Source organism: Mycetohabitans sp. B46 (assembly GCF_037389205.1).
Lineage (GTDB): Bacteria > Pseudomonadota > Gammaproteobacteria > Burkholderiales > Burkholderiaceae > Mycetohabitans.
Map to the genome: position 1 here is coordinate 177,366 of NZ_JADBGL010000003.1, position 13,918 is coordinate 191,283.

The 13,918-nt window shown below is 61.9% G+C and carries 7 protein-coding genes and 2 pseudogenes; 3 read left to right on the forward strand and 6 right to left on the reverse strand.

Features of this window, described 5'->3' with window-relative positions; all coding sequences use genetic code 11:
* Positions 1 to 29: 29 nt before the first annotated feature.
* Both IHE30_RS04875 and IHE30_RS04880 read right to left on the reverse strand, forming a co-directional pair.
* Positions 30 to 974 (reverse strand): hypothetical protein, encoded by a 945-nt coding sequence (locus IHE30_RS04875; RefSeq protein WP_337689290.1) that lies wholly within the window; start codon positions 972 to 974, stop codon positions 30 to 32.
* A 707-nt stretch (positions 975 to 1,681) separates the two neighbouring features.
* Positions 1,682 to 1,954: pseudogene (locus IHE30_RS04880) on the reverse strand (hypothetical protein); the annotation flags it as partial.
* 160 nt (positions 1,955 to 2,114) lie between these two features.
* Here IHE30_RS04880 and IHE30_RS04885 point away from each other — a divergent pair.
* Positions 2,115 to 2,268, forward strand: a pseudogene (locus tag IHE30_RS04885) (redoxin domain-containing protein); the annotation flags it as partial.
* On the opposite strand, the gene IHE30_RS04890 reads toward IHE30_RS04885, so the two are convergent.
* The 4 genes from IHE30_RS04890 to IHE30_RS04905 form a co-directional block, all read right to left on the reverse strand.
* A complete protein-coding gene (locus IHE30_RS04890) occupies positions 2,269 to 5,451 on the reverse strand; it encodes an efflux RND transporter permease subunit (RefSeq protein WP_337689291.1) in 3,183 nt (1,060 codons plus the stop codon). It abuts the pseudogene before it with no gap.
* Positions 5,448 to 8,561, reverse strand: coding sequence for an MdtB/MuxB family multidrug efflux RND transporter permease subunit (locus tag IHE30_RS04895; protein WP_337689292.1), 3,114 nt, complete (start codon positions 8,559 to 8,561; stop codon positions 5,448 to 5,450). The genes IHE30_RS04890 and IHE30_RS04895 overlap by 4 nt, the downstream gene beginning before the upstream one ends.
* A 48-nt stretch (positions 8,562 to 8,609) precedes the next feature.
* On the reverse strand, positions 8,610 to 9,977 hold the full coding sequence (locus IHE30_RS04900; protein ID WP_337689293.1) for an MdtA/MuxA family multidrug efflux RND transporter periplasmic adaptor subunit: 1,368 nt from the start codon (positions 9,975 to 9,977) through the stop codon (positions 8,610 to 8,612).
* A gap of 320 nt (positions 9,978 to 10,297) precedes the next feature.
* Positions 10,298 to 10,762, reverse strand: coding sequence for a rhodanese-like domain-containing protein (locus tag IHE30_RS04905; protein ID WP_337689294.1), 465 nt, complete (start codon positions 10,760 to 10,762; stop codon positions 10,298 to 10,300).
* Positions 10,763 to 11,115: 353 nt separating this feature from the next.
* On the opposite strand from IHE30_RS04905, the gene glnA reads away from it, so the two are divergent.
* Together glnA and glnL are read left to right on the forward strand one after the other, a co-directional pair.
* A complete protein-coding gene (glnA, locus tag IHE30_RS04910; protein WP_337689295.1) occupies positions 11,116 to 12,531 on the forward strand; it encodes a type I glutamate--ammonia ligase in 1,416 nt (471 codons plus the stop codon).
* Between the two features lie 182 nt (positions 12,532 to 12,713).
* Complete coding sequence (glnL, locus tag IHE30_RS04915; RefSeq protein WP_337689296.1) at positions 12,714 to 13,844, forward strand: nitrogen regulation protein NR(II); 1,131 nt, start codon at positions 12,714 to 12,716, stop codon at positions 13,842 to 13,844.
* Positions 13,845 to 13,918 lie beyond the last annotated feature (74 nt).

Sequence of the window (13,918 nt, forward strand, 5' to 3'; positions counted from 1 at the left end):
TCTAGGGAGGGCGCCGGCGCCTTGGCGCATTATTGGCTGTCGTCCAGTTCTTTATGCTGGTTCAATACGTTGTAGTTGGTGATGACGTGTCTCGCGTATTTCCCTTCGTCGCCCACGCCAACGTATTCTTCGAGTCCCTTCTTCAGCGCCTTTTCGTTGGCCATCGGATTGTTGCGATCACCGCCGTGCTCGATGATGTGGGTCTTCAGTTCGAAGGCTCCCGCAATCACGTTGTCGTGCGGATTGCTCATGTCCAGGTCCTTCGGATCCTTGCCAGTCAACTTCTTGATGTTTTCTTTGTCTTGTTGCGTCAGTTCCGGCAGCACATCCTTTTCCCAGCGCCGCTGACCGATCTGCATCAGGCTCAGGTCCGACGTGCCGTCCTTGTTTTTCGACCATTCTTTCGGATTACCGCGCGATTCGGCCCACATCTGCCCACCGATCAGGTTGCCATCTAGCCCGGTCAGCCGCGCGGCCAGGTTGATGTCGTTTTCCCACCGGTCGATCTTCGGATTCTTGCCTGGCGTGTATGCCTTGCCTGGCGTTGTTGGACCGTCCACCGCAGGCTGGTCCTTGCCGGACCGGCTGCTCGCTTGGGTCGAGTCGGTCGCGTCGTCGTCGGATGAGGTGCCGTGGGTTTTGCTGGATGAGCCGCTCGTGCCGTCCTCTGGCGCGTCGCAATGGTGGTGGTGACATCCGCCGCCGCCGTGATGCCGGTTGATGACACCATCCGAGTCCGGGCCATCACCGGTATAGTCATCGTTACCGTTGCTGTTGAATTGCATCAACAACTGGATTAGCTGATTGAGCAAATCGTCGGTGTTCGACCACTGTCCGTCCGATGACGTCGAGGTTTGCTCGTCTCCCGCACGCTTGTGATGGATTCCTGACGTGTCGTTGTTGTAAAGCCCGGGCCATTGGGACCAGTTGGAAGACGGCGAATCGGTTTGGATAATTGTGATCGTGGTTGTCATGCAAGGCCTCGTCTGAAATGAACAGATGTGTCGTTATTTCATAGGTATTTGGCTTGTTGGCTCAGCTGGACGCGAACGGGAGTTGCCACGAGCGAACCCGATGGCCCGAATTGGGATGGGTGTGGCCGATGAGGCTCGTCGGGGCGAGCAGGTGAACGGTGGCTGCTCACCACGGCGCTCGCTAACCCGGTGTGGAGAAAAGATGAGAATGTTCTGTCGCCGGATAAACCGGACGGGGCGATTCGAGCAGCGTCCCGGCGGGGTGGGTGCCCGGCCAGGCAGGTTGACAGGCGCGCCGGTGCGGCGCGCGCTGTGTGCATTGGATATGACGCGTGCGAAAAGGGCGCGTTGAATGGCGCGTCATCGCAGGTTTAGATTTAGGTTTCGGCGCCTGGCGCACAGGCCGAGTCCGCATGGTTGGCGGCCGTGTGTGCGTCTGTGCCGGCGCTAGGCAGTATCGACTTGTGCGAGGAGTCGAGCGCGAGCGCTGGCGTTGCGACGGAGCCCGCCGCCGTCGAGATAGGATCCGCCGGCACCGCCACGGAGTCTGCTGGCGTCGAGATAGAACCCGCTGGCGCCACGACAGAGCCCGCTGGCGTCGAGGCAGAACCCGCCGGCGCCGCCACAGGACCCGTTGGTGCCGCGACAGAACGCGCTGCTGCCACGGCGCTTGCCTTGGGCTCGGCCGGCTTGGCGTCTGTACCCTTGCGCGGCTTCTTGGCCAACGGAATCAGGCCGAAGGCGCGCGCCGCCTCGGCGATCTGCTCCGGAGAGAAGAGTTCGTCGGGTGTGATGTTGAACGTGCGGATGTGGCTCTCAAGCGTCTGCATCGCTTGTGCACGATCGTCCCGACGCTGTTGGGCGCGCGCGACAATATCGCGTAGTTCATCGGCCTCGTCGCTCGAAATCGTGAATGCCGTTTGTTTCTGTTGCAATTCGTTGAAGCGATGGAATTCCTGGTCTGTCAAAAGTTTGGCCATGGAGATATGCAGTTGAAGCAAGGAGAACGCATGCATCGGGCGAGGCGCAAGCTGCGCGTGCACGCGAACGCACTCGATGCGGGGGCCGTATTCTACCTGCTTCGAAGGGGGGCGACGCCGTCGCCGCGCAACGATGTTTCCATCGCCCGGTCCATAGAGCACGATCGGTTGTACGATCGAGGCGCACGAGTTTGCCGACGCGATTCGACCGGTACCGCACGCAGGGTGCGACCGTGGTCGGCCTATCAAACGACAATATCGAGACATTAAGCCGATTCTCGGTCAGCCAGTGCCGCAGCAAGTTCCCAGCAGCGCTACTCGTCACCCCCGAACACGTGGCGCGGCGGGACGTGCTCACCGCCGTGCCGCGCGCCCCACCAGGTACGAAGCCGGTCCATGTAGAGGTAAACCACTGGCGTCGTATAGAGCGTCAGCAATTGGCTGACAATCAGTCCGCCGACAATGGAGATGCCCAGCGGCGCGCGCATCTCGTGTCCTTCGCCGTGGCCGAATGCGAGCGGCAATGCGCCGAGCAGTGCGGCGCAGGTGGTCATCATGATCGGCCTGAAGCGCAGCAAGCAGGCCTGACGGATGGCCTCGCGCGAACTCATGCTGGTGCGCGCGGCATCGATCGCGACGTCCACCATCATAATTGCATTCTTCTTTACGATACCGATCAGCAGAATCACGCCAATCAGTGCAATGATGCTGAACTCGGTATGGAACAGCAGCAACGCTAGTAGCGCGCCGACGCCGGCCGACGGCAACGTGGACAAGATCGTCAGCGGATGGATGTAGCTCTCGTACAGCATGCCCAGCACGATGTAGACCGCGGCGAGCGCCGCGACGATCAATAGCGGCTGGTTCGACAACGCTTGCTGGAAGGCGTGTGCCGTGCCGGAGAAACTGCCGTGAAGGGTGCCGGGCATGCCGATGTCGGCCATGGTTTGGTAGATCGCGGTGGTCGCGTCCGACAGTGAGGTGCCCACCGGCAGATTGAAGGAGATCGTCGTCGCGGCGAATTGGTTCTGGTGGCTCACCGCCAGCGGCGTATTGCCCAGGCTGAAGCGCGCGATGGCCGACAACGGGATCATCGTTTCCGTCTTTTTCGCGCCCGATGCGCGGGTGACGGTCCCGGCCGTCGCGTTGGTGCTCGCGGTGCCCGATGCGCTGCCGCCGGACTGACTAATGAAGATGTCCTTTAGGATGTCGGGGCTCTGCCAATAGCGGGGCGCCACTTCCATCACGACGTGATACTGGTTCAGCGCATTGTAGATCGTCGACACCTGCCGCTGGCCGAAGGCGTCATACAGCGTATTGTCGATCTGCGCAGGGGTGATGCCATAGCGTGCAGCGGTCGGCCGATCGATGATCACGTTCGCCTCCAGGCCGCCTTGCTGCTGGTCCGAATTCACATCGGCAAGCTCAGGCCGCTTTTGCAGCGCCTCGGTTAAGATCGGCGCCCATTTGTATAGCTGAGCGGTCGAATCGCCGAGCAGCGTGAACTGATACTGCGCGTTCGATTGTCTTCCACCCACGCGGATATCCTGCACCGCTTGCAAGAACGTTCTGGCGCCGGCGACCTCGGCCAGCGGCGCGCGCAGTTGCTCGATGACCTGATCCGCGGACACGCTGCGCTCGGCGAGCGGCTTCAGCGAGATGAACATGAAACCCGTGTTAGTCTGACGCCCGCCGGTGAAGCCGACTGCGGAGTCCACTGCCGGGTTGCGCTTGACGATGTCCATCATCTGCGAGAATTTCACCCGCATCGATTGGAATGACGTGCTCTGGTCCGCCCGAATTCCGCCGACGAGTCGGCCGGTGTCCTGTTGCGGAAAGAAGCCCTTTGGCACGATCGTGTACAGGTACACGTTTAAGCCGATCGTGGCGACCAGTATGGCCACTACCAGCAACGCGTGGTCTAGCGCCCAGCCGAGCGAGCGCTCATAGCCGCGCTGCAAGCGGGCGAAGCCGGCTTCGAGCCAGCGTGCGAGCCGGCCTTCGCCGCGCCCGTCGGTGGTGGGCATGAGCAGTCTGGAACACAGCATTGGCGTGAGCGTCAGCGACACGAGCAGCGACACGAAGATCGCCAGTGACAGCGTGACAGCAAACTCGCGAAACAGACGACCAACGATGCCGCCCATCAACAGAATCGGCAGGAACACCGCGACCAGCGATACGCTGATCGACAATACCGTGAAGCCGACTTCGCGCGCGCCAACGATGGCTGCGCGCCTGCGCGGCATGCCGGCCTCAATGTGTCGCGAGATGTTCTCGAGCACGACGATCGCATCGTCGACGACGAAGCCGGTGGCGATCGTCAACGCCATCAGCGACAAGTTGTCGATCGAATAGTCGAGCAGGTACATGCCGGCAAACGTACCGATGATCGATACGGGCACCGCAACGCTGGGGATCAGCGTTGCACGCCAGTTGCGCAAGAACAGGAACACGACCATTACCACCAGGATCACCGCAATTAACAGTGTGCGCTCAGTGTCTCGCAGGGAAGCACGGATCGTCACCGTGCGGTCGGCGGTCGGCGTCACATCGATCGCCGCGGGCAGCGCCGCACGTAGCTGAGGCAGCCTTGCCTTGACGCGGTTGACCGTCTCGATGATGTTGGCGTCGGGCTGCCGGTACAGGATGACGAGCACTGCCCGTTCACCGTTCATCATGCCCATGGTGCGCAGGTCTTCGACTGAATCGACGACCTGCGCGACGTCAGAAAGCCGCACCGCGGCGCCATTGCGGTAAGCAATCACCAGGTCACGGTATTGGTCGGCACGCCGCGCCTGGTCGTTCGTGTATAGCTGCCAGTGCCGGCGGCCGGCCTCGATTGCGCCTTTCGGGCTGTTCGCATTGGCCGACGCGAGCGCGGTGCGGATGTTTTCCAGTCCGATCCCGTAGTGGAACAGCACGGTCGGATTGACCTCGACGCGCACGGCCGGATTGGCCGCGCCGCTTACGCTGACCTCGCCGACGCCGTCGATTTGCGACAGCGCCTGCTGCAGCACGGTCGACGCTGCGTCATATATCTGTCCGGCCGTCATCGTTTTCGACGTCAGCGCAAGGACGAGGATCGGCGCGTCAGCCGGGTTGACCTTATAGTAGGTCGGATTTTGCCGCAGGCTGGCCGGCAGGTCCGCCCGCGCGGCGTTGATCGCGGCCTGCACGTCGCGAGCCGCCCCGTCGATGTCACGGTTCAACCCGAATTGCAGCACGATCCGCGTATTGCCGATGCCGCTCGTCGATGTCATCTCGGTGACGTCCGCAATGGCGCCTAGATGTCGCTCGAGCGGGCTGGCCACGCTGGTGGCGACGGTTTGCGGGCTGGCGCCGGGCAGCGTCGCCAGCACCGAGATGGTTGGAAAGTCCACCTGCGGCAAGGGCGCCACCGGCAGCTTCACGAAAGCAAATAGCCCGGCCAGTACGATGCCGACGGCTAGCAACGTGGTGGCAACAGGGCGCGCGATGAAAGGGCGGGAAAGGTTCATGGTCTGCTGCCTTCGCCACTGGCATCGCGCGACAAGCGTTCACGTAGCGCCGAGGCGAGTCGGTCAAAGCCCAGGTAAATCACCGGCGTTGTGAACAGTGTCAGCAATTGGCTGACGATGAGCCCGCCGGTGATCGCGATGCCCAGCGGATGGCGCAACTCGTGACCGGAGCCGGTGCCCAGCATCAGCGGCAGCGCACCGAGCAGTGCCGCCATGGTCGTCATCAGGATCGGCCGCAAGCGCAGCAGGCAGGCCTGGTAGATCGCGTCGCGAGGGCACTTGCCCTGTTCTCGCTGCGCTTCGAGCGCGAAGTCGATCATCATGATCGCGTTCTTCTTGACGATGCCGATCAGCAACACGATGCCGATGATGCCGATGATATCCAAGTCATGTCCGGTGACGATCAAGGCGAGCAGCGCGCCGACGCCGGCGGAGGGCAGCGTCGACAGGATTGTGATCGGATGAACGAAGCTCTCGTACAGCACGCCAAGGACGATGTACATCGTGACGATCGCGGCCAGGATTAAGAATACCTGATTGGACAGCGATGCCTGGAACGCCAGTGCTGCGCCTTGATAGCGGATCTGGAACGAGGGCGGCAGGCCGATGTCGTCCTTTGCTTGCTCGATGGCCTGCACCGCTGCGCCGAGCGATTCGCCCGGCGCGAGGTTGAACGAGATGGTGGTGGACGGGAACTGGCCCAAGTGCGAAATCAGCAGCGGCGCGCTTTGCTGATGGAAGGTTGCAATGGCTGACAGCGGGACCTGGGCGCCAGGCGCGGTGGCCGAGGGCAGGTAGATCGTGCCCAGTGCATCCGGGGACGCGTGCATTTTCGGGTCCGCCTCCAGGATCACGCGATACTGACTCGATTGGGTGAAGATGGTCGAGATGATGCGCTGCCCGAAGGCGTCATACAGCGCGTTGTTGACCGTCGCCGGCGTGATGCCGAAGCGCGCGGCGGTACTGCGATCGATCTCGATATAGGTCGAGAGCCCGTTTTGCTGCAAGTCGCTGGCGACATCGGTCAACTCCGGTGCCTGCTTGAGCCGCTTGATGAACTTCGGCACCCAGTCGGCGAACGCTTGAGCGTTCGCGTCGGTCAACATGAATTGGTATTGCGCCGCGCTGACCGTTGAATCAATCGTCAGGTCCTGCACCGGCTGCATGTACAGCGAGATGCCGGGTACCTGCGCGACGCGCTGCTGCAACGAGCGGATGATCTGCTGCGCGTCGCGGCTGCGTTCGTCGAACGGCTTCAGATTGATCAGCAAACGGCCGCTGTTCAGCGTGAGATTGGTGCCGTCTACGCCGATGAACGAAGACAGGCTCCGGACATCCGGGTCCTTCAGGATTTCGGCGGCGAGCGCTTGCTGGTGCTCGGCCATGGCCGCGTACGACACACTTTGCGAGGCTTGCGTGATGCCCTGGATGATGCCGGTGTCCTGCGTCGGGAAAAAGCCCTTCGGCGCCACGATGTAGAGCACAATCGTGAGCACCAGCGTGAGCAGCGCAACGAGCAGCGTGAGCGGCTGGTGATCGAGCACCCGCGAAAGCATCCTTGCGTAGGCGGCGATCACCGCGTCGAAGAACGCCCGGGCCCGGGCCTCGAAGCGGCCGCTTTCCTTCGGCGGGCTGTGCCGGAGCAGCTTGGCGCACAGCATCGGCACGAGCGTGAGCGACACCACCGCCGAGAACACGATCGTCACGGCAAGCGTGATCGCAAACTCGTGGAACAGCCGGCCGACGACGTCACCCATGAACAGTAGCGGAATCAGCACCGCGAGCAACGACACGGTCAGCGAAATGATCGTAAAGCCGATTTGCTTGGAGCCCTTCAGCGCGGCTTGCAACGGCGTGTCGCCTTCCTCGACGTAGCGCGTGATGTTCTCGATCATCACGATCGCGTCGTCGACGACGAAGCCGGTGGCGATGGTCAGCGCCATCAAGGACAGATTGTCCAGCGAAAATCCGTACAGGTACATCACCGCCAGCGTGCCGATCAGCGACAGTGGCACGGACAGGCTGGGAATCACGGTCGCCTGCCAACTGCCGAGGAACAGGTACATCACCAGCACCACGAGCACGACCGCCACCGCCAGCTCGAACTGCACGTCGCGCACCGACGCGCGGATCGTCGTGGTGCGATCGGTCAACACGCGGGTCTCGACCGACGCGGGCAGGCTTTGCTGCAACTGCGGCAGCAGCGCCTTGATATTGTTGACCACCTGGATCACGTTAGCGCCTGGCTGCCGTTGCACATTTAGGATGATCGCCGGTTCGGTATCGACCCACGCGCCCAGCCTCGTGTTTTCCGGACCGGAGACGATCTGCGCGACGTCGGTCAGTATCACCGGGCGGCCGTTCTTGTAGGCGACTACCGCGCTGTGATACGCACTGGCATCGGTCAACTGGTCGTTGGCATTGATTGTGTAGGCACGCGTCGGACCGTCAAAGTTGCCTTTTGGGGTGTTGACGTTCAGGTTTGAAATCGTGGTGCGCAGATCGTCTAGATTCAGGCCGTACGCCGCGAGCGCGCGCGGGTTGGCCTGGATGCGGATCGCGGGCCGCTGTCCACCGCTCAGGCTCACCCGTCCGACGCCGCCCACTTGCGAGATTTTCTGCGCGAGCCGCGTATTGACCAGGTCCTGCACCTGGGTCAACGGCAGCGTCTTAGAGGTGATCGCCAGCGTGAGAATGGGGGCGTCGGCCGGATTGACCTTGGCGTAGATCGGCGGTGCTGGCAGGTCGGACGGCAGCAGGTTGCCTGCCGCGTTGATGGCCGCCTGCACTTCCTGCTCCGCGATGTCCAACGGCAAGTCCAGCGAGAACTGCAGTGTGATCACCGATGCGCCTGCCGAGCTTTGCGACGACATCTGGTTCAGCCCCGGCATCTGGCCGAACTGGCGCTCCAGCGGCGCGGTCACCGACGAGGTCATCACCTCGGGGCTGGCACCCGGATAAAAAGTCTGCACTTGAATCGTCGGATAGTCGACTTCCGGCAGCGCGGACAGCGGTAGGAACCGCAGCGACACGAGGCCGACCAGCATGATGGCGGCCATCAGCAGGGCTGTGCCGACCGGGCGGAGAATAAAGAGGCGGGATGGATTCATGCGTCGAATGGTCCGGGAGCACGGCGCCGGGGCAGACCCCGGCCGGAATCAAGGCTGCGGTTGACGCGCGTGGCCGTGTGCGGCCGACGCGTGGCGCGCGCCATATGCGTCACGTGCGGCTTGGCCTGCGGACGCGGCCGAGCCGCCACTGGCGACCGTGGCCGGAATCGTGATCTTGGCGCCTTCCCGCAGCCGGTCCGAGCCATCGATGACCACACGCTCTCCCATCGCCAGGCCGGAGACGATGCTGGTGCGCTCGCCATCGACTGGGCCTGTCTTCACCGGGCGCACGGTGACGGTGTTGTCGGCTTTGACCACATAGACAAATGTTCCCATTGAGCCATTGAGCACCGCGGAAGTCGGTACGATGGTCGCGTTGCGGATCGTGTTCACGCGTAGCCGCACGTTGACGAACTGATTCGGGAACAACGCCTGCCCCGCGTTCCGGAACACTGCGCGTAGCTTCACGGTGCCGGTGGCCGTATCGATCTGGTTGTCGATGGTGTGCAGCTCGCCGGTTTCCAGCGGCCGGCTGTTGGTGCGGTCGTATGCGGTCGCGGACATCTTGGCGCCGGCGGTCCATTGCTTAAGGATCGCTTGTAGGTTGTCCTCGGACGTGGTGAACACGACGCTCATGGGCTGCATCTGCGTGATCACGACAATGCCGCTTGTATCGCTGGTGGTCACGTAGTTGCCCGGATCCACCTGACGCAGTCCCACTCGGCCAGTCACCGGCGCGATGATCCGCGCGTAGGTCAGGTCCAGCTTGTACGTATCGATCGTCGCCTGGTCCGACTTTACCTGGCCGCGGTACTGCTCGACGAGCGAGGCCTGCGTGTTGACCTGCTGGCGCGAGATCGAATCCTGCTTGAGCAACGCCTGGTATGCGTTCAGGTCCGACACCGCCTGTCGCAGCAGCGCCTGGTTCTTTGCCAGTTGCCCTTCGGCGTTGCGCAGTGAAATTTCGTAGGGGCGTGGATCGATTTGTGCAAGTACATCGCCGCGCTTGACAAGTTGGCCTTCCTGGAAATTGACCGACATTAGCGTGCCATTCAACTGCGTGCGCACGGTCACCGTCGCGAGCGGTGTCACGGTGCCCAGCGCATTGATCACGATCGGCATCTCGCCATGAGCTACGGTCGCGACCTTGACCGGCTGTGGCATGTCTGCGAACGCGCCGCCGCCATGGCTGCCACGCGGCGCGCCAAGCGGCTTGCCGGCACTGCCCGCGACTGCGCCGCTGGCATGGGTGCCCGCCGTGCCGCGCATGACATCACGTTGCCAAGGATGCCACCAAAGCAGCACGACGACGACAGCGACGAGCCCCGTGGTCAGCCGTAGCATGCGGGTGCGGCGCGAAACGGCGCGCGCCGCTGCATCGGATGATCGGGCGTGTTGTGGTTCGTCTTTTTGCATGGTCGAGCCAATCGTTGGGACGTGATGGTAGGGAAGGGCTGCGACGACGAGCCGACGTGGTTCGGTACCTGGTTTGTCGGTACATCATCGTGCGGTTGAGTGAACGAGTGGTACGCGCTGAATGAACTGTACGTGCATGCCCGGGCGGCGGGCTGTACCGCGCAGCACTCGCTGGCCGTATCATGTCAAGGGTCGAAAACTGTACCCAATCCTACGTGCGTCGACCGTGTCAGTCCAGCGACCTTTTTCGGAACGTTACACCGCGCTTACCGCCTGCGGCAACCGCAACGGGTGTGCGGCATTGCAGCAAGCTAGAGCTTTTAGGCGCCTACCCAGGGCAGGCCGTGGAAACACCAGCCGCCGACCGTCTTACGGTGGCCTCGAGCGTCCTTGTCACCCTCGAAACCTTCCAGAATATCGTAGGCGTGCATGAAGCCCGCATTCGCCGCTGCCACTGCGGCCAGCTTCGAGCGCGCGGCGCTGCGGCACAACAGCAGGATCGGCGTATGCGGCATCGCCACTTGCGACAGTTGCTCGACGAACGCTGGGTTAGGAACGCCACCCGGGTATCGCGTCCACTCGATATGGATGTACTGGCCATTCCCGACGACCGGGCGGCCGACCCAATCCAGTTCCGCGCGGGTGCGTACGTCAATCAGCCGGGCCCCCGGCTCGAGTGCCAACAGCTCGAATGCCTCACCGGGCGCTAGCGCGCCGGCATACTGCAACTGGTGTTGCGCGCGGCGCTGCTCGGCTGTTGCATAAATCGCGTCACGGGAAGTCATCACTGTGTCCAAAAAGCGCAATAGTTTATTTTAGCGTCGTCGTAGAATGACCCGCCTAGGCAGCGGCATGGAGCACGACATGAGTGCGTTATCGACTTTTTGCACCGATTGTATGCTTGTTCCGTACCGCTCATTGAAATTGCACTAATATTGTGCACAATGTGCTGCGGCTAAGATAGGTAATACGTTGCTCGTCGATCGTGGTAGGGCAGCAGCACTGCAATAGAGTGTGCCGGCATCCCTGCGTCCTTATTTGGCATGAAGCGTGCTTTGTTCGGACCCGATCCCGTTGCATGACTGAGCAGCCGGAATCGGGAGGTGGTATCGTCCCCATTGTTCACCAGGAGAAAGGAATGACTCAAACCGTGGCCGACGTCATCAAACTCGTCGAGGACGAGGACGTCAAGTTCGTCGATTTTCGCTTCACCGATACCCGCGGCAAGGAGCAACACGTGTCGGTGCCGGTGTCGGCGTTCGACGAGGACAAGTTCGAAGCTGGCCACGCGTTCGACGGTTCCTCGATTGTCGGCTGGAAGGGAATTGAAGCGTCGGATATGCTGTTGCTGCCGGATCCGAACACCGCGTATATCGACCCGTTCTACGAGGAATCGACGCTGGTCCTCACCTGTGACGTGATCGAGCCGTCGGACGGCAAGGGCTATGAGCGTGACCCGCGTTCGCTCGCCAAGCGTGCCGAAGCGTACCTGAAGAGCACGGGCCTGGGTGATACCGCGTTTTTTGGCCCGGAGCCCGAATTCTTCATTTTTGATTCGGTGCAGTGGAACATTGATATGTCGGGCTGTTTCGTGAAGATCGGCTCCGAAGAGGCCGCCTGGTCGTCGGGTCAGACATTCGAGCACGGCAACAGCGGTCACCGTCCGGGCGTCAAGGGCGGCTATTTCCCGGTTGCCCCGGTCGATTCGTTCCAGGACATGCGCTCGGAGATGTGCCTGTTGCTCGAGCAGCTGGGCGTGCCGGTCGAAGTGCATCACCACGAGGTCGCGGGTTCCGGCCAGAACGAAATTGGCACCAAGTTCTCGACCCTGGTGCAACGCGCTGACTGGACGCAGATCCTGAAGTACGTCGTGCAGAACGTGGCCCATACGTACGGCAAGACCGCGACGTTCATGCCCAAGCCGGTGGTGGGCGACAACGGTTCCGGCATGCACGTGCACCAGTCGATTTGGAAGGATGGTCAAAACCTGTTCGCAGGCAACGGCTATGCGGGCCTGTCCGAGTTCGCGCTGTTCTACATCGGTGGCGTCATTAAGCACGCCCGTGCGCTGAACGCGATCACGAACCCGACCACGAACTCGTATAAGCGGCTGGTGCCGCACTTCGAAGCACCCGTCAAGCTCGCGTATTCGGCGCGCAATCGTTCCGCGTCGATTCGGATTCCGCACGTGTCAAACCCGAAGGGGCGCCGGATCGAGACGCGCTTTCCGGATCCGATGGCCAACCCGTATCTGTGCTTCTCGGCGCTGATGATGGCCGGCCTAGATGGCGTGCAAAACAAGATCCATCCAGGCGAGGCTGCCGACAAGAACCTGTATGACCTGCTGCCGGAGGAGGACGCGAAGATTCCGACCGTCTGCGAGAACCTGGACAGCGCACTGGACGCGCTCGATGCCGATCGCGAGTTTCTCACGCGCGGCGGCGTGTTCACGGATTCAATGCTGGACGCGTACATTGAGCTGAAGACGCAGGAGTTGCAACGCTTTCGTCAAACCACGCACCCGATCGAGTTTGAGATGTACTACTCGCTCTGAGCGATGGCGCATGCTGTTCGGCAGCCGGCAGCCGGCAGCCGGCAGGCCGTGCGGCACGCCTATGCGCGTTGTCGCCCGCACCCGCGGGTGACCGGCAGGAAATGGGGACGGCCTTGTGCTGTCCTTTTTTATTGAATCGGTCCGAGGGTATTGAAGAACCGGGTCAAATCGAAACGAAGCCAATGCGATACGTTGCGAAACGAAGCCAATCCGATACGCCGGACGATTCGGCGTTGTCCTGCTCCGGGCTGCTGCCCGGGCTCGACGCGCTGCCGATGGTCGTGCTGGTGCTGGATAAGCGGACGTTGCGAGTGGCGTATGCGAACCCATCGGCCGAGTCGATGCTCGAGATGTCGCGCCGGCAACTGGAGCAGACCACGTGGCCGGATCTGTTCTCTAATGGCGATGAGTTGGCGACGACCATCGCAGCGATTGCCGACAACCGGTTCCAGACGACGCACCTCGATGCCACACTGGAGCGCCAACTGCGCGAGCCGTTGCGCGTGCACGTGATCGTGGGCTACCTTGAAGCAGCACCGGACTACGTACTATTAGAGCTGTTCGCCAACGACCAGCAATTGCGCAGCGATCGAGAAGAACGCATCCATGACCTGACGTCGGTCAACAAGCAACTGATCCGCAATCTGGCGCACGAGATTAAAAATCCGCTTGGCGGCATTCGCGGCGCGGCGCAGTTGCTCGAGTTCGAGTTAGGTGAGCGCGAGGCACGCTACGACCTGCACGAATACACGCAGGTCATTATCAAGGAGTCCGACCGGTTACAGACGCTAGTGGACCGGCTTTTGGAGCCACACCGACATCCGCACATCGTCGGCGACGTGAACATCCACGAGGTCTGTGAACGGGTGCGCGCGGTGATTCTGGCCGAGTTTCCCTGGGGGCTGACGATTGAGCGCGACTACGACGTGAGCGTGCCGGAGTTTCGCGGCGACAAGGCGCAACTGATCCAGGCATTGCTGAACATCGTGCGCAACGCAACGCAGGCGCTCAAAGAGCGCATCTCGCAAGGAGACGCGCATATCGCCTTGCGCACGCGCGTCGCGCGCAAGGTTACGATCGCCAAGCGGTTGTGCAAATTGGCATTGGACTTGCGGATAACCGACAACGGTCCCGGCATACCGGAAGCGATCCGTGACCAAATCTTTTATCCGCTGGTGTCGGGACGGGAGGATGGCAGCGGGCTTGGGCTCACGCTCGCGCAGACCTTTGTGCAGCAGCACGAAGGGTTGATCGAAGTGGAAAGCCGTCCCGGCCATACCGAATTTCAGATCCTGTTGCCGCTGGCTCGATGATCGAAGGCGACAGGTGCGCGCACGCAGATATTGAAGAAAACCGCCCGATAAAACTTGAAGCCAATCCGGAATCT

Bases quoted from the DNA above. Each gene is read 5' to 3' on its own strand.
- IHE30_RS04875 (WP_337689290.1), bottom strand. From the start codon at position 974: ATGACAACCACGATCACAATTATCCAAACCGATTCGCCGTCTTCCAAC.
- IHE30_RS04890 (WP_337689291.1), bottom strand. From the start codon at position 5,451: ATGAACCTTTCCCGCCCTTTCATCGCGCGCCCTGTTGCCACCACGTTG.
- IHE30_RS04895 (WP_337689292.1), bottom strand. From the start codon at position 8,561: ATGAATCCATCCCGCCTCTTTATTCTCCGCCCGGTCGGCACAGCCCTG.
- IHE30_RS04900 (WP_337689293.1), bottom strand. From the start codon at position 9,977: ATGCAAAAAGACGAACCACAACACGCCCGATCATCCGATGCAGCGGCG.
- IHE30_RS04905 (WP_337689294.1), bottom strand. From the start codon at position 10,762: ATGACTTCCCGTGACGCGATTTATGCAACAGCCGAGCAGCGCCGCGCG.
- glnA (WP_337689295.1), top strand. From the start codon at position 11,116: ATGACTCAAACCGTGGCCGACGTCATCAAACTCGTCGAGGACGAGGAC.
- glnL (WP_337689296.1), top strand. From the start codon at position 12,714: ATGCGATACGTTGCGAAACGAAGCCAATCCGATACGCCGGACGATTCG.